This window comes from Microbacterium sp. 05T445 (assembly GCF_056395865.1).
This window is the reverse complement of the sequence record NZ_JBFTKJ010000002.1, coordinates 1,546,413-1,568,226: the sequence shown is the minus strand read 5'-3', so window position 1 is coordinate 1,568,226 and position 21,814 is coordinate 1,546,413. Positions and strand designations below refer to the sequence as shown.

Below are 21,814 nucleotides of genomic sequence, written 5' to 3'. Positions count from 1 at the left end.
CACAGGACGGGGTTAAAGGTTGCTGTGATCGGAACCAGTCTAGGGCACGACGAAGGCCGGCCCCCGCGGGAGCCGGCCTTCGTCGTGCGATGTGCCTCGGGTCAGCGTCGCGGCGACGGCCCGCGCAGCACCCGCGAGGCGACGACGAGCGCCGCGGCGATCAGCACGACGTTCTTGAAGATGTACTGGCCGGTCAGCGTCGGCCCGGCGGGACCGAACACCTCGGCGGGCAGCAGCACGATGGGCGACAGGATGCCGACGAAGGCGAAGGCGAGCACCACCAGACCGATGCGGGCGAACGCGCCCCCGGCGATCAGCAGCGCACCGGCGGTCACCTCGATGATCGCGGTGGCCACGAGTGCGGCCTGGCCGTCCACGAGTCCGAAGGTGAGCTTCTCCCACGTCCGGCTCACGAGTTCCTCCACCGGGCTCGCGCCGGGGATGAACTTCAGCGCCCCGAACACGACGAACACGGCGCCCAGTGCGATGCGCAGAGCGGCGACGCTCCAGCGCTGCAGGAAGACCTTGGTACCGGCCTCGGCGCGAGCGGCCAGGGCGAGGAACGTGCGGGCGGGATTCGTGCGACCGGTGGACGCGGGGACGACGCTGCCGGCGCCGGTGATCGGAACGGTGGTCATGGCGTGGCTCCTTCGGGTTCTGATCGCCCGCGGATGCGGGCACGGTGATCAGGACTCGGAAGGGCCGCGCGGTGATACGAACCCGCGAAGATTGGCGTCGAGCGCACACATCGGCGGAGAGAGTTCGTCATCTCGTTGTAGAAACTCCACAACGAGCCGTCGGGATCGGGGTCGTCAGGCCGCCGGAGTCGTCGCTGCGCGGAACAGATCGTCCTCCACCTGCGACGCGCGGATGGGGTGCCCCTGGCTGGTCAGGCACTTGCCCGTCGCGAGGTCCCACTTCCAGTCGTGCAGCGAGCACGTGAGGACGCCGTCCTCGATCTTGCCGGTCTTGGTGAGATCGGCGCGCAGGTGCGGGCAGCGCCGCTGCACCATCCAGTCGCCCAGCTGCGCGTCCTCGGTCTGATCGGTCTGCTCCGCGTACCAGTTCTCCACGTACTCGATGCGGTCGCGCGACAGGCACTTGAGGAATGTCGTCAGGAACTCGTTGAACTTGCCGCTGCGTCCGACCTCGAACTGCATCGACAGGAAGATCGAGTTCGACCAGTCGATCTCGTGGTCCGCGATGTTGGTCGAGACGAGATCGGCGGGGATCGTGTACCAGTAGATGCACTCCTCGCCGGCGTACTCGCGCACCTTCGCCTTCGGGAAGTCCACGACCATGTCGAGCTCGCCGATGCGGAAGCGCACGTTGCCGCCCACACCGTTGCGGATGGTGCGGGCGCGGCGCAGCAGCGGCTCCCACCACTCCTGGATCGCAGCGAGCATCTCGGCCGGCGGCAGCACGGCGGCGCGCGAGGCCTCCTCGGCCCTCACCTCGTCCTGGCGCGAGTCCCGCTGCTCGGCGAGGTACGACCACTTGTCGTCGAAGATGCGGTCGATCTCGGCATCCGTGTACAGCGTCTGGGTGATGGAGACGTCGCCGCCCGAGACCTCCACGACGGTCCCCGGCAGGAACTCGTAGCCCTTCTGCTCGGGGCGGTGCTCCTTCATGTGCTTCAGGAACTGCCGCTGGTCGGTGAAGATCGCGTCGCCTTCGAGGCCGTACCCGTTGTAGCGGAACAGCTCCTCGCGCAGGAACATCGGCGGACCCGCCATCGGGAAGACGTGCTCGGCATCGACCTTCTCGATGTAGTACATCGCCCGCTTGTTCTGGGCGTCGCGCTTGAGCTTGGCGAAGTTCTGCTTCGCGTCCTGCGGCAGGTCGTAGACCATCGGCCACCAGATCGCGCCCGAGACCTGCGTGAAGTACGCGTCGGGCTTGGAGAACGTCATCAGCTTCTCGAGATCGAGCGGATGGGAGTCGTTCTGGTTCAGGATGCTGGCCGTTCCGTCGTCGACGCTGAGCGACGAGTCGCCGATGGGGCCGTCGCTGGGGGCGCGCAGCGGCGTCACCATGACCTTGAGCTCGCCGAACTCCAGGGGGACGCCCGCCTGGGTGTAGACGATGTTGTCGTAGCCGAGCTTCCGCAGGTCCTGCTCGAGGTCGTCGGTGGGATACTCCGGCAGCAGGACCTTGATGTCCTTCGGCACGTACTTGTGCATGAGCGCCGGGTCGAAGTGGTCGCGGTGCCGGTGCGAGATGTAGAGGAAGTCGGCCTTGCCGTACTTCTCCCAGTCCAGTGCCCGGTTGTCGGGGAACGGGAACCACGACCCGAAGAAGGTCGGGCCGATCACCGGGTCGCAGAGGATGGTTCCTCCGGCGGTCTCGATGAACATTCCGGCGTGGCCGAGGCCCGTGATGCGCATGGGAGTCCTCCTGAATCGAACCACACGAGTCTAGGCGAGGCTCGCCGTGGGTACCGGTCGCCCCGGCCGTGCAAAAGCGGATCCGCGGCGTTCCGGCGCGCTCGGCTGCGGTGCCGCCGGAGCCTCAGTCGGAGAACAGACCGCGGATGTCGTCGGCGGTGAGGGCCTTGCCGAAGAGCGCGTCGTCGTCCATGACCGAGCGGAACAGGCGGGCCTTGCGCTGCTGCAGCGCCATCACCTTCTCCTCGATCGTGCCGCTCGCGATGAGCCGGTAGACCATCACGCTGCGGTGCTGGCCGATGCGGTGCGCACGGTCGACCGCCTGCGCCTCGGCGGCGGGGTTCCACCAGGGGTCCAGGAGGAAGACGTAGTCCGCCTCGGTGAGTGTCAGGCCGAAGCCGCCGGCCTTGAGGCTGATGAGGAAGACCGGCGCCTCTCCCCCGCGGAACGCATCGACGGCCGCGTCGCGGTCGCGTGTCGATCCGTCGAGATAGGCGTACGGGATGCCGCGCTCCTCGAGTCGCGCGGCCACCAGGCCCAGGAACGAGGTGAACTGACTGAACACGAGTGCGCGGTGCCCTTCCGCCAGCGCCTCGTCGAGCTGCTCGAAGAGCGGGCCGAGCTTGCTGGGCGCGATGTGCGCGTGCGCCGGATCGACCAGTTCGGGAGCCAGGCTCAGCATCCGCAGCAGCGTCAGCGACCGGAACACGATGAAGCGGTTGCGATCGAGGTCGTCCAGGAGTCCGAGCACCTTCTGCCGTTCCCGCTGCAGCACGGTGTCGTAGAGGGCGCGGTGAGCGGCTCCCAGTTCGATGCGCACCTCCTGCTCCTGCTTGGCGGGAAGGTCGGCCGCGACGAGTTCCTTCGTGCGGCGCAGGACGAGGGGGCGGATGCGGCGCCGCAGCCGCGCGAGGCGCCCGGCGCGGTACGCACCACCCTCCTGGTTCTCGGGGACCTTGCCCTTCTCGATCGGCCCCACGTACTCCTCACGGAAGCGCCGGCCGGAGGCGAACAGTCCCGGCGCGGTGAGCGAGAGCAGGGCCCACAGCTCGGTGAGGCTGTTCTCCATCGGGGTGCCGGTGACCGCGAACACGACGTCCGCGCGCAGGTCGCGCGCGACCCGGTAGGCCTTGGTCTGGCTGTTCTTCACGAACTGCGCCTCGTCGAGGATGAGGCCCGCCCATTCCACGGCGCCGTACTCGCGTTCGTCCAGCCGCAGCAGCGTGTACGAGGTCACCACGACGTCGGCCGAGGCGGCGGCATCCGTCACCGTCGTACCGCGCTTCGCGCGCGTCGCGTCGACCACGACCACCCGCAGGTCGGGCGTGAACCGTGCGGCTTCGCTGCGCCACGTCGACAGCACGGAGGTGGGCGCGACCACCAGGAAGGGCCGCGCTTCGCCGCTCTCACGAGCGTGGGCGAGCAGGGCCAGCAGCTGCAGCGTCTTGCCCAGTCCCATGTCGTCGGCGAGGATCCCGCCGAGGCGGTGCCGCCACAGGAAGGCGAGCCAGTCGTACCCGACCTTCTGGTACGGGCGCAGCTGCGCGTGCAGGGATATCGGGAGCGGCGCAGCGGGCACGCCGTCGGCATCGCGGAGCGCCTCGACCGTCGTGCGCCACGAGACGGCGGGCTGCGCCTCGTCGGCGAGGTCTTCGAAGTCCGCCCAGAGCGCGGTCTGATAGCGGCTCAGGCGCGGCCCCGTCTCCCACTCGTCGAGCTCCCCGGCCTCGTCGATGAGGTCGCGCAGCCGCTGCAGCGAGGGGTGCGACAGCGAGAAGTACGCGCCGTCGCTGAGCAGGATCTTCTTGCGTCCGCGCGAGAGCGCCGTGAACAGCGTCCCGAACGGGATGCGCCGGCCGTCGATGGTGACCACCACGCCGAGGTCGAACCAGTCCGCGTCGGTCGTCTCGACCGTGGACACCGCGATCCGGGGATCGCCGGCGAGCTCGCGATAACGCGGCCGCTCCCCCGAGATCTCCACGCTCACGTCGGGATCGGTTTCGAGCAGCGGAAGCAGCTGCGACGCGAACTCGGCCGCGTCGGTCCCCGACAGCGAACCCGCGGAAGCGAAGTCCACCGGGGCGTGATCGCGCCAGAGGTCCTCGACGCGGCCGCGGATGAGCCCTTCGGCCGCCGCGTCGCGGTCCTCGCCTGCCGAGTCCCAGCCGAGCAGGTCGGCGTCGCCGTATCGCCACGACAGCGTGTACACCAGCCGGTGGCTCGGCTCGAACCGGACCATCGCGACCAGGCGCGGCTGAGGCGGCGGTGCGACCTCGAAGCCCGGCGCGTCGATCGCGACCCGTCGTGCGATCCGCGGCAGGTGGTCGCGCACGAACTCCTCGGCCTCGTCGGCCGGCACCGCGACGGCCTCGCGCGCGGTCAGGAGCGCCGGCAGCGGGTCGGGCAGCGCGACGGCGGCCAGCACGAGGTCGATGCGCTCGCGCTGCACCGCGAAGCGGTAGAGGCCGGTGCGGCCGACGGGCCGGACGGCTGCGGCATCCGCTCGCTCCCCGTCGACGGTGACGAGCGGCGCGATCTCGAGGCCGCCTGCGGTGCGTCGCGCCTGCACGGTGACCGCGGCGGTCGATGCCAGCGCGACCGAGGCGGTGCGCTTGGTCGGCACCAGTGGGATGCCGAGACCGCCCGCCACGGTCAGGTGCGGCCACAGCAGGCTCGACTCGATGTCGTCCAGGGTGAGCCACTCCGAGACGTCGGAGAAGGCGCCGAAGGAGCGGACGTCGCGGCCGATGCTGTGCAGCTCGGCGAACCAGCGGGCCTGCGCGGGGTCGTATGCGGTGGTCGGGCGGCGCAGCGCGTCCCACGAGACCCCGCCCTTGATCCAGGCGTCCGAGCGCGCGGACCGCTCGAGCGGGCGCAGCCCCACGAGCACATCGGTGCCGTGCTGGTGAAGGCCGCGCGGCGTCGCGGACTCCACGCGCGCGGGCGCCCAGGACGATGCTCCGCGGCGGACGCGCTGGCGCAGCTCGATCCCGAGTGCCAGGGGTGTGCGGGTGCGCGGCGCCGCGTCCGCCGGTGCGAGCACCGCGCGCCACGACGCCCCCGCCGGCTCGCCGGGTGCGGCGGACGCGAGGCTGTTGCCCGCGAGCAGCGTCGCGATGGTGTGCTTGCAGTCGAACTGCACCGGGCATGTGCATGAGGTCGCCGCGATCGGTCGATCCGGGTGCTGCGGATCCAGCCGGACGCGGGTCCGGTACGTGCGCCCGCCGCTGCCGTCCACGACGGCCTCGATGATCGCGGTGACGGGGTCCCAGTCGAGCCGCTGCACGGCGCCGTCGGCGAAGTACGCGACCCCGCGCTCGTATGTGCCGCTGTCGCTGCTGCGGCGGATGCTGCCGGGGTCGACGAACGGAGGGGGTCCGGCCGACGGGGTCACGGCATCCATCCTGCCAAGCCCCGCCGACACACGGGCGCGCGCCGGGCGGTCAGCTCGCGCGGGCGATGCGGGCGAGCACGCCGTGGACGAACGGCCCCGACTCGTCGGTCGAGAACTCCTTGACGAGCTCGACCGCCTCGTCGATCGCCACGGCGGTGGGGACCTCGTCGTTGTAGAGGATCTCCCACACGCCGATGCGCAGTACGGCGCGGTCGACGGCGGGCATGCGGGCGAGCGTCCAGTCCTTCGCGAACGTGGTGATCTGCTCGTCGATGGCGTCCTGGTTGTCGATCACGCCGTCGACGATCTCGCGGGCGTACAGCCACGAGGTCTGCCGGGCGGGCTCGTTGGCCGCGCGCTTGGCCTCGGCGGCGAGCACGGTCGCCGGCTCGTCGCCGCGGACGTCGGCCTGGAAGAGGATGTCGAGCGCGCGTTTGCGCGCCTTCGAGCGGGCGCTCACGCCTTACTTCTCGCGGCCGAGGTAATCGCCCGTACGGGTGTCGACCTTGACCTTGGTGCCGGTCTCCAGGAACAGCGGAACCTGGATCTCGTAGCCGGTCTCGAGCGTGGCGGGCTTGGTGCCGGCCGACGAGCGGTCGCCCTGCAGGCCCGGCTCAGTGTAGGTGATCTCGAGGACGACGGATGCCGGCAGCTCGACGTACAGCGGGTTGCCGTTGTTGAGCGCGATCTGCACCTGCTGGTTCTCGAGCAGGAAGTGGGCCGCGTCGCCGACCGTGGCGGCGCCGACCGTCAGCTGGTCGTAGTCGGCCACGTCCATGAAGACGAAGCCCTCGCCGTCGTTGTACAGGTAGGTGAAGTCGCGGCGGTCGACGTTCTCGATCTCGATCTTCGCGCCGGCGTTGTAGGTGCGGTCGACGACCTTGCCCGACACGACGTTCTTGAGCTTCGTGCGGACGAACGCGCCGCCCTTGCCCGGCTTGACGTGCTGGAACTCGACCACGCTCCACAGCTGTCCGTCGATGCTGAGGACGACGCCGTTCTTGATGTCTGCGGTGGAAGCCATGAGGTGAATCTGTCCGTTCGTCAGGGAAAGTCGTTCGGGGCGGGCGCGTCCTGCGACGCACCGCCGACAGGACATTCTACGGGATGCCGCGGCGCGGGCCTGGTGCGAGGCCGCGGCATTCCGTGACACGGTCCGGCGGACCGCCGGTGAACGCGGAGGTGACGCCGCAGCTCAGGCGTACGTGTAGAAGCCCTGCCCGGTCGCCACGCCCAGCCGGCCTTCGTCGATGTAGTTTCCTTCAGCCACTCCGCGAGCTTCGCGTCGGCCCCCGAGCCGTGCGTGAGGATGTTGTACGGCGTGGTCAGTCCGATGACGTCGAGGATCTGGAGCGGACCCATGGGTGCTCCCGTCGCGATGCGCCAGGTGCGGTCGATGTCGTCCACGTCGGCATAGCCGTCGGCCGCCAGCGCGATGGCCGAGTTCAGCAGCGGGACCAGCAGCGAGTTGAGGACGTAGCCCGCCTTCTCCTTGCGCAGCTCGATGGGCACCATGCCGATGTCGCCGGCGAACCGAACGACCTCGGCGAACACATCGGGGTCCGTCTCGGGGGTCCCCATGACCTCGGCGGTGTTGAACTGCCACACGCGATTGGCGAAGTGCAGCGCGAGGAAGCGGTCCGGCCGTCCGCTCGCGTCGCCGATCTGACTGGGCAGCAGCGTCGACGAGTTGGTGGCGAAGATGGTGGATGCCGGTGCCAGCGCACCGAGCTTCTCGAAGGTCGACCGCTTGAGGTCGAGGATCTCGGGGATCGCCTCGATCACGAGGTCGGCCTGGGCTGCGACCGCCAGGTCCGTCGTGAGCTGCAGGCGCGCGTGCGCGGCGGCGATCGTCTCGGGTGTCGCTCCCGGCACCTCGGCGGCATAGGTGTGGCCCAGGCGGGTGAAGCGCTCGCGCGCGGCCGAGAGCGCGTCGTCGCTGATGTCGTACGCGGTCACCGGGAAGCCGCGATAGGCGGTCTGGAAGGCGATCTGTGCGCCCAGCACACCGGTGCCGAGGACGGCGACCGTGGCGATCTTCGTGTCTGTCATGGTTGTTCTCCCTTTCCGTGTTCGTCGGGGTGCCGGGCCGTGCGGTCCGCTCCGGCGATGATCTGACGAATCTGGCCCGACAGGGTGGCGACGGGGTCGGTGAGGTGCCACACGGCTGTCACGATCTCGATCAGTGCGAGGTGGAGGGCGCCGAACACCGAACGCGCGGCCTGGACGGCATCGTCGTCGGCCGGATCGGGGTGGGCGATGATCGCTGCGATCCTGGACACGAGATCGGCGGCGAGTTCGAGTCCTTCTGCGCGGTACCGCTCGTTCGTGGTCCCGAACAGCAGTTCGCGCTGATAGGCGAGCGTGTTCTCGGCGTGCGTGCTCCCCCAGTCCAGCACGGGAGCGAGCAGCGCGATGACCGCGTCCTCGCGGTCATCGGAACGTGCTGCGGCGTCGTGGCCGCGCGCGACGGCGCGCTCGAACTCGACGTTGTACACCATCAGCAGGAGCTCGGCCTTCGATGAGGCGTAGCGGAGACCGTGCCGGCGGCGACGTCCGCACGGTCGGCGATCTGCTGGGGGGTGACGGCGGCGAAGCCCTGCGCCTCGAAGAGGGCCGCCGCAGCATCGAAGATGGCGGCGCGCTTGGTGTCCTTGTTGCGTTCGCGTCGCCCCACGGGGTGGAGCTCCGCATTCCGGGGGTCCATATAAATGCGTGTACTCAAAAATGAGTGCACTTCAACTATGTGGTGTTCAGCCCTCCGCCTGACCGGTGAGGATGTCGATGAGGCGCGTCACCGCGGTGGCATAGCCCGCCACGCCCTCCCCGATCACGTGCACGACGGCGATGTCCGCCACGTACGAGTGGTGACGGAACTCCTCGCGGGCGCGCACGTCGGAGATGTGCACCTCCGCCACCGGGAGCGCCACGCCGGAGAGCGCGTCGCGCAGCACGACGGAGGTGTGCGTGAGGCCGCCGGGATTGATCACGATGCCGGCGCAGTCCTCGCGGGCGGCATGGATGGCGTCCAGGAGCACGCCCTCGTGGTTGCTCTGCACGGATCGCACCTCGAAGCCGCGGCGGGCGGCGGCATCCGTGGTCAGCTGCACCACGTCGGCCAGCGTCGCGGTGCCGTAGATCTCAGGCTCGCGGGTGCCCAGCAGGTTGAGGTTGGGACCGTTGACGAGCAGGAGCCGGCGAGGGGTGGTCATGGTCGCACGATATCAGCGGGCGACAGGTCGCCCTGCGTCAGGGCAACGGCCGTGCCATCACGATCTCCGGTCCGATCGAGCTCGAGAAGGTCTCGCCGGTGGGCACGAACCCGGCACGGCGGTAGGCGGCCTGGGCGCGGGGGTTGTCACGGTGCACGTCGAGGCTGAGCCGGTGAAGACCCTGCCTGGTCGCCCACTCCGCTGCCGCGGCGAGCAGCAGATCGACGGCGCCCGAGCCCCGGTGCGCCGGGTTGACGTAGACCCCGACGACGTCCGCCCTGCGGTCGTCCACGAATCGCCCCAGATGGTCGGTCTGACCCGTGGCGCGGATGAGGACCGAGAGGCTCCCGACCCAGCTGCCGTCGACCAGCGCGACGAACTGCGCGGTGGTGTCGCTCTGCGCCGCGATCTCGGCGCGGTCGCGCCAGAACTGCTCGGAGCGTGCGGCGACCTGCTCCGGCGTCTCGAGGAAGGCGATGCCGGCGTCCGGGTCGCTCGTCGACTCCAGTCGCAGCGCGCGCACCGCGGGCCATTCGTCGGAGCGGATGCGGCGCACCGCGACACCGGGATCGGGGGATGCCGTCATCCGTGCACCCTACCGCGGTCCTCGCCGCGGGCTCAGCCGGCGACCTCCTGGTACGCGGCGAACAGGAGCGACTCGTCCGGCGCCTGCAGCACGGTCGGCTTCGCGATGTCGTCGAGCACGATGAACCGCAGCATGCCGCCGCGGCTCTTCTTGTCGCGCTGCATCGACGACAGCAGCTGCGGCCAGGCTCCGGGGCGGTAGCTCGCCGGCAGCCCCAGCGACTCGAGGATGTCGCGGTGACGCTGGACGGCGGCATCCGGAAGCCGGCCCGCCAGACGCGAGAGCTCCGCCGCGAAGACCATGCCCACCGAGATCGCGGCGCCGTGGCGCCAGCGGTAGCGCTCGGCGTGCTCGATCGCGTGGCCGAGGGTGTGCCCGTAGTTGAGGATCTCGCGCAGACCCGCCTCGCGGAGGTCCTCCCCCACGACGCGCGCCTTCATCTCGATCGCGAGCTCGATGGTGCGTCGGAACGCGGCGCTGCGCGGATCGACGGCGTTCTCGGGGTCCGCCTCCACGAGGTCGAGGATCTCGGGCGCCCAGATGAAGCCGGCCTTGACGACCTCGGCGTAGCCCGCGACCCGCTCGTTGCGCGACAGCGTGTCGAGCAGGTCGAGGTCGCAGATCACGGCGCGCGGCGCCCAGAACGCGCCCACGAGGTTCTTGCCCTCGGCGGTGTTCACGCCCGTCTTTCCGCCCACGGCGGCGTCGACCATGCCGAGCACGGTGGTCGGCACCTGCACGACCTCGACGCCGCGCAGCCAGGTGGCGGCGACGAAGCCCGCGAGATCGGTCACCGCTCCCCCACCGAAGCCGACGACGGCGTCGGTGCGGGTGAAGTCCGCCTTGCCCATGACCTGCCAGCAGAACGCGGCGACCTCGATGCGCTTGCCCGCCTCGGCGTCGGGGATCTCGGCGAGCAGCACCTCGCGGTCGCCGACCAGCTGCGCGCGCAGACGTTCGGCCTGCTCCGCAAGGGTGGGCGGGTGGATCACCAGCACCTTGCGGGCGGCGGGCGGCAGAGCCTCGCCGAGGGACGACAGGATGCCGCGTCCCACGGTGATCTCGTAGCTGGCGTCCCCGCTCACGGCGATGGTCGTGGCATCGGTCATGCCTTCTGCTCCTTCTCGTGCGCGCCGTCGTGCGGCGTCGGCTCGGCAGTGCCGCCGCGGACCCAGGCGACGATCGCGTCGACGACATCCTGCAGCGGTCCGCTGGACGTGTCGAACGTCACGTCGGCGAGCTCCTCGTACACCGGGCGGCGCTCCTCGAAGATCGCGGTCCACCGGGTCATGGCGTCCTCGCCCTGCAGGAGCGGCCGGTTCGAATCGCGCACGCGCGCGGCCACGACGCGCGGCGACACGGTGAGCAGCACGACGCGGTGCTCCGCCAGCGCGGCGCGGGTGGTCGGGTCGAGCACGGCACCGCCGCCGAGCGACACGACGCCGCCGCCGGCGAGGCCGTCGGACACCGCGGCACGCTCGAGCGCGCGGAAATGCGCTTCGCCGCGCTCGGCGAACAGCGCATCGATGGGCCCGTGGTCGCGCACCACGGCGGCGTCGGTGTCGTAGAACGGCACCCGCAGCGCCTTGGCGACCTTCCGGCCGATGCTCGTCTTGCCGGCCCCCATCGGGCCGATCAGAACGACGACGTCAGAGGGCGAGGTCATGGTCGGCGATGCCGGCGTCGCTCTCCGTCGCGCTGCGCAGCGCCTCCGGAATGGCCGCGAGGTATCCCTCGAAGTTGCGGCGCGTCTCGGCGATGCTGTCGCCGCCGAACTTCTCCAGCACGACCTCGGCCAGCACGACCGCGACCATCGCCTCGGCCACGACGCCGGCAGCGGGCACCGCGCACACGTCGGAGCGCTGGTGGTGGGCGGAGGCCGCGTCGCCGGTGGCGACGTCGACGGTGCGCAGCGCCCGCGGCACGGTGGCGATGGGCTTCATTCCGGCACGGACGCGGAGCACGGTGCCGGTCGACATGCCGCCCTCGGTGCCGCCCGCCTTGTCGCTGGAACGGGTGATGCCGTCGGTCGCGGTGAACAGCTCGTCGTGAGCGGCGGAGCCACGGCGGCGGGTCGTCTCGAAGCCGTCGCCGACCTCGACGCCCTTGATCGCCTGGATGCTCATGAGCGCCTGCGCGAGCTTCGCGTCCAGGCGCCGGTCCCAGTGGACGTGCGATCCGAGTCCCGGCGGAAGGCCGTAGGCCAGCACCTCGACGATGCCGCCCAGCGTGTCGCCCTGTTTGCGGGCGTCGTCGACCTCGGCGACCATCGCCGCGCTCGTGGCGGCGTCGAAACAGCGCAGCGGATCGGCGTCGAGCGCCTCGACGTCGTCGGGCGTGGGCAGCGCCGCACCGGACGGCACCTGCACCGGCCCGATCGAGAGCGTGTGGCTGACCAGCCGGATGCCGAGCTCGCTGAGGAACGCCCGGGCCAGCGCACCGAGGGCGACGCGGGCCGCGGTCTCACGCGCGCTCGCGCGCTCCAGGATGGGACGGGCCTCGTCGAACCCGTACTTCTGCATGCCGACGAGGTCGGCGTGCCCAGGCCGGGGGCGCGTGAGCGCCGCACCGCGGCCACGCGACTTCTCGGTGAGCTCGACCGGCTCGGCGCTCATCACCTCGGCCCACTTGGGCCACTCGGTGTTGCCGATGCGCAGGGCGATGGGGCTGCCGAGCGTGAACCCCTGGACGACACCCGACGAGATCGTCAGCTCGTCCTCTTCGAACTTCATGCGCGACCCGCGGCCGTAGCCGAGCTTGCGGCGCGCGAGATCCGCCTGGATCGCGGCGCGGGAGATGGGGACGCCCGCAGGCAGACCCTCCATGACGGCGACGAGTTCGGGGCCGTGCGATTCGCCGGCCGTGAGCACGCGGAGCATTGGTCCAGTCTCCCACGCCCGCGGCGGGGGTTACGCCGCCGCGGGGCCTTCGAGCACGCTCCGCATCGCGGCGAGGACGCGCGCCTCCTCCGCGAGCGGGGTGTCGGGGTCGCCGTGCCGGAAGATCCGGATCTGCAGCAGTGCCTGATGCAGCAGCATCCCCAGTCCGGAGCGGGCCGTCCCGCCTGCGCGCTCCCACGCCGCCGACAGGACCGTCGGCCAGTGCCCGTACACGACGTCCAGCAGCAGGCCGCCGGAGCGGGCGAGCGCGTCGGCCGCGGCATCCGCAACGGGCGCGTCGCCGGGGAGCGTCGCGATCGTCAGGGGCACGTCGCGCAGAGCGGATGCCGCGAACGGCGCCGCGGTCACGTCGAGGTCGAGGCGGACGCCGAGCCGCATGAGCGGTTCGACGGCTTCCGGACGGCGCGCGACGACCTCCACCTCGCGGGCGCCCAGCTCGGCCAGTGCCACCAGGGCGGACGTCGCCGTGGCGCCGGCGCCGACGATGCGCGCGTCCGGGACGGCCGTGACGCCTTCGTCCGCGAGTGCCCGCACGATGCCGCCGACGTCGGTGTTGAAGCCGCGAGGCCCGGTCCGGTCGAGCAGGAGCGTGTTCACCGCGCCCGTCAGCTCGGCTCGGCGGTCGCGGTCGACCGCTGCGGCGAACCCCACGCCCTTGAGGGGCATGGTGAGCGACAGGCCGCGCCACGTGTCGTCGAGCCCCGCGAGCTCACCGGCGAACGACTCCTCGCCCACCTGCCGGCGTCCGTACGTCCAGTCCAGGCCGAGCACGTCGTACGCCGCCGCGTGCAGCTGCGGTGAACGGCTGTGCGCGATGGGGTCGCCCCACACCTCCAGGCGGGTGGCCGCCGGGTTCAGCACCCCGAGTCCGGGTGCTCGGAGCACCACTGCTGCATCTGCTTGATCGCCTTCTGGTGCTCTGCGTAGGTGTTCGTGAAGACCGTCTCGCCGGTGTCCATGTTGACCGTGACGAAGTACAGCCACGGCCCGTCGGCGGGGTGCATCGCCGCGTTGATCGCGACGTCGCCCGGATTGGCGATGGGGCCGATCGGCAGACCGGTGTGGACGTACGTGTTCCACGGGTTCGGGTCGTCCAGCGCCTCCTGGGAGGAGCTGGCCGAACCGTCGTGCAGCTCGCCGTAGCCGTACTGCGCCGTCGAGTCCATCTGCAGCTTGCCGAACGTCTCCTGGTTGCCGGGGTCGAGCCGGTTCTGGATGACGCGCGACACCTTCTGCATGTCCGCCTCGTAGCGCGCCTCGCGCTGGATGATCGAGGCGGTCGTGAGGATCTCCTGGCGCTTGTCCACCGGCACGCCTGCCGCATCGAGCGATTCCACGGTCCGGTCCACGAGGGTCTGGATCGCGGACTGCGCCGTCACGTTCGGATCGAAGGTGTAGGTCGCAGGGAACAGCCAGCCCTCGAGCGGCTGTCCGCCCGCCGCGACGATGGCCGGATCGACGGGCACACCGTAGGCGGCAGGGTCGGCGACGGCGGCCTGCAGCTGGTCGAGCGGGATGCCGGTGCCCTCGGAGATGCGCTCGAGCGTCCCCTGGACCGTGAAGCCCTCGGGGATCTGAGCGGTGTACTCCATCCTGTTCGCGGGATCCAGCAGCGCTGCCAGGGCGGCTTCGGACGTCATCTTCTTCTGGAGCGTGTAGACACCGGGCTGGAAGTTCGGGTTCTGACCGCTCTTGATCAGGTAGTCGTAGAAGGCGTCGGGGGTCTTGGTGACGCCGGCGTCGTACAGCGCCTTCGAGATCGGCTCACCGGTGAAGCCGGACTCGATGGTGATGGAGGTCTCGCCGGTGGCCAGGCCCGCCTCGTAGTCCTTGGGCTCCTCCCACCCCATCACCTCGCGGATCTTGTCCTCGTAGGTGGTCCACACGTACAGACCGCCCGCGGCGATGCCGCCGAGGATGACAAGGACGACACCGAGGGCGATCCACCCGCCGACGCGGCGGCGCTTCTTGTTCGTGGGCGGTGGCACGTATCCGATGTCGTCCGTCGAGGTCGAACCGCTGAACAGGTCGTCGAGCGTGGCCGTGGGCGGACGCTGCGCGGTCTGCTGGGGCGATCGGTCGGCCAACGTCGCCGTCCGAGCCGCCGTGGCGGTCACCGTCGCGGTCGCGCCGGTGTTGCCACGACTGTAGGGCATCGCGGGCGCGGTGTCGCCGGAGAACAGCCACGGATCCGTGTCGGCGGTCGCATCGAGGTCGGTGCGGGACGGGCGCGGCGTGCGCAGAGGCACGGGCTGGAAGCCGCTCCCCGGTGCCGGCTCGGCATCCGCCGGCGCTTCCGCCGGAGCTTCCGCCGCAGCGGTGGGACCGCTCCCGATGATGGGTGTGGCACCGGTGATGAGCGAATCCCAGGTGACGGGTGCCCCCGGGGCGGCCGGGGCCGGCTCCGTCGAGGCGGATGCCGCTGCCGTCGCATCAGCCGGCTGCGCCGTGGGCGTCTCCCCCGTCGCCGCGTGACGGGCGGCGGCCTCGCGGGCGGCGCGACGCGACATGGGCACGGCGTCGCCGGTGGGCGATGAGTCGGACATCAGGCGGGCTCCTGGGGGACGAGTGTTCCGGGCGGGCGACCGGTGTTCTTCTCGACATCGAGCGCTTGCTGGAGCAGAACGACCGCGGCGACCTGGTCAACGATGCTACGCGACGATCGCTGGGATCTGCCCGAACTGCGCAGAGCGGCGTGTGCCGACACCGTCGACAGGCGCTCGTCGACGAGACGGACGGGCAGAGCGGATGCCGCCGCCAGTGCCGCCGCGAACTCGCGCGCGTCGTGGGTCGACGCGGTGTCCTCACCGCGCATGTTCAGCGGCAGGCCCACGTAGAGCTCGGCCGCCGAGTACTCGTCGGCCAGCGCCGTGATCCTCGCCACCGACGACTCGTCGCGCGGCACCGTCTCCACGGGCGTCGCGAGCAGCCCGTCGGGATCGCACCTGGCCACCCCGACCCGGGCCTTGCCCACGTCGATCCCGAGCCGCGTCCCCCGCCGGAACCCGCTCACGCGCCGAGTGCGTCCTTCACCGAGGCCAGCGCCGCCGGGAGCGCCGCGGCATCCGTACCGCCGCCCTGGGCGACGTCGTCGCGACCTCCGCCGCCGCCGCCGAGGACACCCGCGGCGCCCTTGGCGAGCACGCCCGCCTTCGCGCCCGCCGCGCGAGCGGCGTCGTTGGTGGCCACGATGACGACCGGACGGTCGTTCACGACCGCGCCGAGCGCGACGACCGCCGCGTCCGATCCGAGGCGGTCCCGCACCTGCAGGGCGAGCGAGCGGACGTCGTCGGCGGATGCCGCGCTGCCGAGCGACTCCGCGACGACCAGGGTGTCCCCGATCCGGGTCGCCGCGCCGGTGAGGGCGGGCAGACGGTCGCCGAGCGCCTTGGCCTCGAACGCCGCGATCTTCTTCTCGGCCGCCTTGAGGCTCGCCTGGAGCTCGGCGATGCGCGCGGGCAGTTGCTCGCGCGGCGCCTTGAGCGACGACGTGAGCTGCGACACCAGCGCGCGCTCTGCCGCGAGCGAGCGGAACGCGTCCAGACCGACGAGCGCTTCGACACGGCGGTTCGAGGCGCCCACCGACGACTCGCCGACGAGGCTGATGAGCCCGATCTCGGCGCTGGTCGACACGTGCGTGCCGGCGCAGAGCTCGCGCGACCACGGGCCGCCGATGTCGACCATGCGCACGGTGTCGCCGTACTTCTCGCCGAACAGCGCCATCGCACCGAGCGACTTCGCCTCGTCCAGCGGCAGCACGCGCGTGGTCACCTCGAGGTTGTCGCGCACCGCGTTGTTGGCGATCTCCTCGATCTCGGTCTTGGTGTCGTCCGAGAGCGACTGGCCCCACGAGAAGTCGAAGCGCATGTAACCGGCGCGGTTGAGCGAGCCCGCCTGCGTCGCGGTCTTGCCGAGCGTGTCGCGCAGCGCGGCGTGCACGAGGTGGGTGGCGGAGTGCGCCTGTCGCGCGGCGCGGCGGTTCGCAGCATCCACCACCGTCGTCGCCGGCTGGCCGACGCCCACTTCACCTGTCGACACCTCGACGGTGTGGCTGATGAGGCCGGGCACCGGCTTCTGCACATCGAGCACCTCGAGCTCGTAGCCCGGGCCCACGATGACGCCCTTGTCGGCCACCTGGCCGCCGGACTCGGCGTACAGGGCGGTCTCGGCGAGGATCACCTCGGCGATCTGGCCGACGCCGGCGCGATCGACCGACACGCCGTCGATGAGGATGCCGAGCACCTGCGACTCCGCCTCGAGGTCGGTGTAGCCGGTGAACACGGTCTCGCCCTGCGCCCGCAGGTCGCGGTAGACGCTGGTGTCTGCCAGCTGGCGCTTGCGCGCCCGCGCGTCGGCCTTGGCGCGTGCGCGCTGCTCCTGCATCAGGGTGTCGAACGCCGCGCGGTCGACGGTCAGGCCCGCCTCCTCGGCGATCTCGAGCGTGAGGTCGATCGGGAACCCGTAGGTGTCGTGCAGCAGGAACGCCTCGTCGCCGGGGATCGACGTGCCGCCGGCCGCCTTCGTCTCGGCGAGCGACTCGTCGAGGATCGCCTCGCCCGCGGCGAGCGTGCGCAGGAACGTCGCCTCTTCGGCGAGGGCGTACTGCGAGATGCGCGCCCAGTCCGCCTCGACCACGGGGTAGGCGTCCTTCATGGCGTCGCGGGATGCCGCGAACAGCACGTCGAAGGTCGGCCCGTCGACGCCCAGCAGACGCATCGAGCGGATCACACGACGCATCAGGCGGCGCAGGATGTAGCCGCGGCCGTCGTTGGAGGGCGTGACGCCGTCCGACATCAGCATGAGCGACGAACGGACGTGGTCGGCGACGACGCGGAAGCGCACGTCGTCCTCATGGCTCGCGCCGTACGTGCGGCCCGACAGCTCGACCGCCTTGTCGAGGACCGGACGCACCTGGTCGGTCTCGTACATGTTGTCGACGCCCTGCTTGATGAACGCGATGCGCTCCAGGCCCATGCCGGTGTCGATGTTCTTGTTCGGCAGTTCGCCCACGATGTCGAAGTCGTACTTCGAGCGCACGTTGGTGATCTCGTACTGCATGAACACGAGGTTCCAGATCTCGACGTACCGGTCGTCGTCGGTGGCGGGGCCGCCGTCGATGCCGTACTCCGGCCCGCGGTCGAAGAAGATCTCCGAGCAGGGGCCCGCGGGGCCCGGAAGCCCGGTGCTCCAGTAGTTCGTGTCCTTGCCGAGACGCTGGATGCGCTCCTCAGGAAGGTCGGTGAGCTTCAGCCAGAGGTCGTGGGCTTCGTCGTCCTCTTCGTAGACGGTGACCCACAGATCCTTCTGGTCGAACGCGAGTCCGCCTTCGGACTCGGGGCTGGTCAGCAGATCCCACGCGTAGCGGATCGCGCCTTCCTTGAAGTAGTCGCCGAACGACCAGTTGCCCAGCATCTGGAAGAACGTGCCGTGGCGCGGGGTCTTGCCGACCTCTTCGATGTCGTTCGTGCGGATGCACTTCTGGTTGTCGGCCGCGCGCGGGTACGGCGCCGGCACGTCGCCCGACAGGTACGGGATGAACGGCACCATGCCGGCCACCGTGAACAGCAGCGCCGGGTCGTCGGTCACCAGCGATGCCGAGGGGACGATGGTGTGGCCGTTCTTCTCGAAGTAATCGAGGAAGCGCTGTGCGATCTCGGCGGTCTTCATGCGGGTCCTTGCGTGTGCGTGCGAATGCGTGCGTGTTCGAAAGCGGATGTCGGGCGCGGACGCGGTGTGCGCCCGCTGCCGCGAGGGCGGTGAGCCGGAATCAGTCGGTGAGCTTGTCCGCCGCGCCCTTGGCGGCTTCGGCCACGTCGGTCGCAGCCTCGGCCAGGCCGGATGCCGCGGAGCTCGCGGCGTCGGCGGCGGCATCCCGCACGTCGTCGACGAGGCCCGCGAAGCGCGCCTCCTGCTCGCGGTACGCGTCGCCGATGCGATCGGTGAACTCCGTGATGCGGGCGTCGACGTCAGCGAGGATCTCGTGTCCGCGCGGGTCCTTGTTGACCAGGTGCGCGAGAACGAACCCACCGGCGATGCCGAGCAGGAACCACAGGAGGTTCTTCATGTCACCACTTCCTCGCGGGCCGCCGGGGCGCGGCATCCATCCATCGTAGGCCGAAACGCGACCCGTCATGCGGAAACGACGCGTGCCGCCGGAGACGGCGAAGGGCGCCGGGGTTGCCCCGGCGCCCTTCGTGTACGACCGTCGGTCGCTGAACGGATCAGCGAGCGGCGTAGTACTCGACGACGAGCTGGACGTCGCAGACGATCGGGACCTCGGCGCGCTTGGGGCGACGCACGAGACGGGCCTGCAGCTTGTCGAGCTCGACCTCGAGGTAGCCCGGAACGGGGGGCAGGACGTCGGCGTGACCGCCGGCAGCCGCCACCTGGAAGGGCTCGAGGCCCTCGCTCTTGCCCTTGACGTGGATGAGCTGACCCGGCTTCACGCGGAACGACGGGCGGTCGACGAGCTGGCCGTCCACGAGGATGTGGCGGTGCACGACGAGCTGACGCGCCTGCGCGGTGGTGCGGGCGAAGCCGGCGCGCAGGACGAGGGCGTCCAGACGCATCTCGAGCTGCTCGACGAGGTTCTCACCCGTCAGGCCCTGGGTGCGGCGGGCCTCGTTGAACTGGATGCGCAGCTGCTTCTCGCGGATGCCGTACTGCTCGCGCAGACGCTGCTTCTCGCGGAGGCGGACGGCGTAGTCGCTGTCCTGCTTGCGCTTGGTGCGGCCGTGCTCACCCGGAGCGTAGGGGCGCTTCTCGAGGTACTTGGCGGCCTTCGGGGTGAGGGCCACGCCGAGAGCGCGGGACAGACGGACCTTGCGGCGGTCCTGGGACTTCGTTGCCACGAAGTGTTCCTTTCGATGACGCTGCCGTGTCTTTCACGGCTCGCGGGCGTATCGCCCTGTCTTCGCCCTGTCCGGACTGCACGCCGGGGCATGCCGGAAGGTGGTTCAGAAGAGAGGGGATGCCCGAAAACGGAGTTTCGAGCCGCTCAAGCCTACCAGATCTGGGATGTGCCCCTCAGGAGAGCGCCACGACCAGCGTCGACGCCGCGAGCACGGCGCACGCGGGGGTCATCGTCAGCCGTTCGGCTCGGCTGCGTGAGATCGCGTTCATGCCGATTCCGATGACGAAGTACGCGAAGAGCACCCACGTCAGAACGCGGATCACCGCTGTCTGGCCACCGGGCAGCAGTCCGGCACGGCTGAGCAGGATCCCGGCGAACCCCACGTAGAGCACCGCCGACACGGCGCTGCCGACTCGCAGGCGCCGAGGCAGCACCGTGTGCTGTCCGCCCCAGACGAGGCGTCCCCACGGCATGCCGGCTGCGACGCAGATCTGGAGGACCGCCAGCGCGCCCAGGACGACGCAAGCGACAAGGCACGCGACGACAGCCGGGGTCATGCGATGCTCCGTTCGGAATCGGTGCCGTCACTCGCCTTCGAGGATGCGGCGGATCTTCTCCAGGCGGGCCTGGACATCCCGTTCGGCCCCGAGGGCTTTCGGCTGATAGTAGCGGCGGCCGCGCAGCTCGTCGGGCAGGTACTGCTGCGGGGCGATGCCGATCTCGGCGTCGTGGGGGTAGACGTACCCCTTGCCGTGCCCCAGCCGCTTCGCTCCGGGGTAGTGCGCGTCGCGCAGGTGCACCGGCACCCGCCCGAACCCGCCGCTGCGCACGTCCGCGATCGCGGCGTCGATCGCGAGGTACGCGGCGTTGGACTTCGCCGTCGTGGCGAGATAGGCCGTCGCCTCGGCGAGCGGGATGCGGCCTTCGGGCATTCCGATGAACTGCACGGCGTCGGCAGCGGCGACGGCGATCGGCAGGGCCTGCGGGTCGGCGAGGCCGATGTCCTCGGCGGCCGAGATGATCAGGCGGCGTGCGATGAACCGAGGGTCCTCCCCCGCCTCGATCATGCGGGCGAGGTAGTGCATCGCGGCATCCACATCCGATCCGCGGATCGACTTGATGAACGCGCTGATGACGTCGTAGTGCTCGTCGCCCTGCCGGTCGTAGCGCAGCAGCGCGCGATCCACCGCCTGGGCGACCTGCTCGGCGGTGACCTCGGGCGTGCCCCCGTCGGCATCGTCGTCGTCGGGGACGGCGAGGGATGCCGCAGCCTCGAGCGCCGTGAGCGCCCGGCGGGCGTCGCCCGAGGCGAGGCGCACGAGGGCCTCGCGGGCGTCGCCACCGAGGGCGACCGCGCCGGCGAGGCCTCGCGCATCGGCGACGGCGCGATCGAGCAGCATCCCGAGGTCGTCGTCGGTGAGCGGCTTGAGGGTCAGCAGCAGGGATCGTGAGAGCAGGGGCGAGATCACCGAGAACGACGGGTTCTCGGTGGTCGCCGCGATGAGGACCACCCAGCCGTTCTCGACGCCCGGCAGCAGTGCGTCCTGCTGCGCCTTGGTGAAGCGGTGGATCTCGTCGAGGAAGAGGATCGTGGACTGCCCGTAGAGGTCGCGCTGAGTCAGCGCCTCCTGCATCACCTCGCGGACGTCGCGCACGCCCGCGGTGACGGCCGACAGTTCGACGAAGCGGCGACCCGAGGAACGTGCGATCGCCTGCGCGAGCGTCGTCTTGCCGGTACCGGGAGGGCCCCACAGGATGACCGACGTCGCAGCGCGGGCGGCGGCATCGGGGTTGGCCAGCGTCACCAGCGGCGATCCCGCCCGAAGCAGATGCGATTGACCGGCGACCTCTTCGAGGGAGGTGGGACGCATACGCACCGCGAGCGGGGTCAGCCCCTGGAAGAGCGCGGTCTGTGCGCCCCCGCTCCCGGCGGCTCCGCGCGACGCGCCGGAGGCACGCGGAGAGGGAGCGGAGATCGTCACCCCACCAGGCTATCCCGCGTCTGGGACACCGGATCGGCCGTGGTTTGGCCGCCGCGGTGGCGCCCCGTAGGATCAACCCGCCCGGGTGCGGATCCAGGCACCTGCGACCCGATGCCCGCGTCCATCCGACGGCGCCGAGGCGGAGGCGCGGACGGAGTGAACGAGGAGGTCACGTGGCGAACGGTGGCAAGAACCGCGACGCGCGGGCTGCGCGCGAGCGCACGCGGCTGTACGAGGCACGACGGCAGTTCCACGACGCCCAGGAGCGCCGTCGCACCCGCGACAATCTGATCGCGGGCATCGTGGGCGGCCTTGTCGTGCTGGGCCTCATCGGCGTGCAGACCGCCTACTTCATCGCAGGTCCGGGCGTGCCGGCCCCCACGTCGACGCCGACTCCCACCGCCACGACGCCGGCCCCGAGCCCGACGGCCACCACGCCCGAGCCGAGCGCCACCCCGACGCCCTGACACCACGGTCCTCATCGGCGGAGGGCATCGGAG

Annotated in this window: 22 protein-coding genes; 1 reads left to right on the top strand and 21 read right to left on the bottom strand. The window is 70.8% G+C overall.

All coding sequences use genetic code 11. The features are described from left to right. Positions 1–101 precede the first annotated feature (101 nt). The 21 genes from AC1DDU_RS16940 to AC1DDU_RS16840 form a co-directional block, all read right to left on the bottom strand. The gene (locus AC1DDU_RS16940) at positions 102–638 is read right to left on the bottom strand and encodes a DoxX family protein (protein ID WP_477436121.1); all 537 of its coding nucleotides are present in this window, start codon (positions 636–638) and stop codon (positions 102–104) included. A 174-nt stretch (positions 639–812) separates the two neighbouring features. Then, positions 813–2,387 carry a Rieske 2Fe-2S domain-containing protein gene (locus AC1DDU_RS16935; protein ID WP_477436120.1) on the bottom strand — a complete coding sequence of 525 codons (1,575 nt, stop codon included), beginning with the start codon at positions 2,385–2,387 and terminating at the stop codon, positions 813–815. 124 nt (positions 2,388–2,511) lie between these two features. Then, positions 2,512–5,781, bottom strand: a complete 3,270-nt coding sequence (locus AC1DDU_RS16930) for a DEAD/DEAH box helicase (RefSeq protein WP_477436118.1) — start codon at positions 5,779–5,781, stop codon at positions 2,512–2,514. Between the two features lie 49 nt (positions 5,782–5,830). Then, complete coding sequence (gene nusB / locus AC1DDU_RS16925) at positions 5,831–6,241, bottom strand: transcription antitermination factor NusB (RefSeq protein WP_477436116.1); 411 nt, start codon at positions 6,239–6,241, stop codon at positions 5,831–5,833. 3 nt (positions 6,242–6,244) lie between these two features. After that, positions 6,245–6,805 carry an elongation factor P gene (gene efp / locus AC1DDU_RS16920; protein ID WP_477436114.1) on the bottom strand — a complete coding sequence of 187 codons (561 nt, stop codon included), beginning with the start codon at positions 6,803–6,805 and terminating at the stop codon, positions 6,245–6,247. 20 nt (positions 6,806–6,825) lie between these two features. Beyond that, positions 6,826–7,833: a 3-hydroxyacyl-CoA dehydrogenase gene (locus tag AC1DDU_RS16915; RefSeq protein WP_477436112.1), complete on the bottom strand. Its 1,008-nt coding sequence runs from the start codon at positions 7,831–7,833 to the stop codon at positions 6,826–6,828. Then, a complete protein-coding gene (locus tag AC1DDU_RS16910; RefSeq protein ID WP_477436110.1) occupies positions 7,830–8,282 on the bottom strand; it encodes a hypothetical protein in 453 nt (150 codons plus the stop codon). Before AC1DDU_RS16910 ends, AC1DDU_RS16915 begins: the two co-directional genes overlap by 4 nt. Then, positions 8,282–8,488, bottom strand: coding sequence for a TetR family transcriptional regulator (locus tag AC1DDU_RS16905; RefSeq protein WP_477436108.1), 207 nt, complete (start codon positions 8,486–8,488; stop codon positions 8,282–8,284). Before AC1DDU_RS16905 ends, AC1DDU_RS16910 begins: the two co-directional genes overlap by 1 nt. 46 nt (positions 8,489–8,534) lie before the next feature. Then, positions 8,535–8,993: a type II 3-dehydroquinate dehydratase gene (aroQ, locus tag AC1DDU_RS16900; RefSeq protein ID WP_477436106.1), complete on the bottom strand. Its 459-nt coding sequence runs from the start codon at positions 8,991–8,993 to the stop codon at positions 8,535–8,537. 37 nt (positions 8,994–9,030) lie between these two features. Next, a complete protein-coding gene (locus tag AC1DDU_RS16895; RefSeq protein ID WP_477436104.1) occupies positions 9,031–9,579 on the bottom strand; it encodes a GNAT family N-acetyltransferase in 549 nt (182 codons plus the stop codon). Positions 9,580–9,611: 32 nt separating this feature from the next. Continuing rightward, the gene (aroB, locus tag AC1DDU_RS16890; RefSeq protein WP_477436102.1) at positions 9,612–10,688 is read right to left on the bottom strand and encodes a 3-dehydroquinate synthase; all 1,077 of its coding nucleotides are present in this window, start codon (positions 10,686–10,688) and stop codon (positions 9,612–9,614) included. After that, positions 10,685–11,245: a shikimate kinase gene (locus AC1DDU_RS16885; RefSeq protein WP_477436100.1), complete on the bottom strand. Its 561-nt coding sequence runs from the start codon at positions 11,243–11,245 to the stop codon at positions 10,685–10,687. Before AC1DDU_RS16885 ends, aroB begins: the two co-directional genes overlap by 4 nt. Continuing rightward, complete coding sequence (aroC, locus tag AC1DDU_RS16880; protein WP_477436098.1) at positions 11,229–12,458, bottom strand: chorismate synthase; 1,230 nt, start codon at positions 12,456–12,458, stop codon at positions 11,229–11,231. The genes AC1DDU_RS16885 and aroC overlap by 17 nt, the downstream gene beginning before the upstream one ends. 30 nt (positions 12,459–12,488) lie before the next feature. Continuing rightward, positions 12,489–13,367, bottom strand: a complete 879-nt coding sequence (locus tag AC1DDU_RS16875) for a shikimate dehydrogenase (protein WP_477436096.1) — start codon at positions 13,365–13,367, stop codon at positions 12,489–12,491. After that, positions 13,334–15,025, bottom strand: a complete 1,692-nt coding sequence (gene mltG, locus AC1DDU_RS16870) for an endolytic transglycosylase MltG (protein WP_477436095.1) — start codon at positions 15,023–15,025, stop codon at positions 13,334–13,336. Before mltG ends, AC1DDU_RS16875 begins: the two co-directional genes overlap by 34 nt. Then, positions 15,025–15,492 (bottom strand): Holliday junction resolvase RuvX, encoded by a 468-nt coding sequence (ruvX, locus tag AC1DDU_RS16865; RefSeq protein ID WP_477436093.1) that lies wholly within the window; start codon positions 15,490–15,492, stop codon positions 15,025–15,027. Before ruvX ends, mltG begins: the two co-directional genes overlap by 1 nt. After that, positions 15,489–18,146, bottom strand: a complete 2,658-nt coding sequence (gene alaS / locus AC1DDU_RS16860; protein WP_477436091.1) for an alanine--tRNA ligase — start codon at positions 18,144–18,146, stop codon at positions 15,489–15,491. Before alaS ends, ruvX begins: the two co-directional genes overlap by 4 nt. A gap of 100 nt (positions 18,147–18,246) precedes the next feature. Next, complete coding sequence (locus tag AC1DDU_RS16855) at positions 18,247–18,543, bottom strand: ATPase (protein WP_477436089.1); 297 nt, start codon at positions 18,541–18,543, stop codon at positions 18,247–18,249. Between the two features lie 157 nt (positions 18,544–18,700). After that, entirely contained in the window at positions 18,701–19,330 is a 630-nt protein-coding gene (gene rpsD, locus AC1DDU_RS16850) for a 30S ribosomal protein S4 (protein WP_477436088.1), read from the bottom strand. 175 nt (positions 19,331–19,505) lie between these two features. After that, positions 19,506–19,889, bottom strand: a complete 384-nt coding sequence (locus tag AC1DDU_RS16845) for a hypothetical protein (RefSeq protein ID WP_477436086.1) — start codon at positions 19,887–19,889, stop codon at positions 19,506–19,508. A 27-nt stretch (positions 19,890–19,916) separates the two neighbouring features. Continuing rightward, the gene (locus tag AC1DDU_RS16840) at positions 19,917–21,203 is read right to left on the bottom strand and encodes a replication-associated recombination protein A (protein ID WP_477436873.1); all 1,287 of its coding nucleotides are present in this window, start codon (positions 21,201–21,203) and stop codon (positions 19,917–19,919) included. A 284-nt stretch (positions 21,204–21,487) separates the two neighbouring features. On the opposite strand from AC1DDU_RS16840, the gene AC1DDU_RS16835 reads away from it, so the two are divergent. Continuing rightward, entirely contained in the window at positions 21,488–21,781 is a 294-nt protein-coding gene (locus tag AC1DDU_RS16835; protein WP_477436084.1) for a dioxygenase, read from the top strand. Positions 21,782–21,814: the final 33 nt, after the last annotated feature.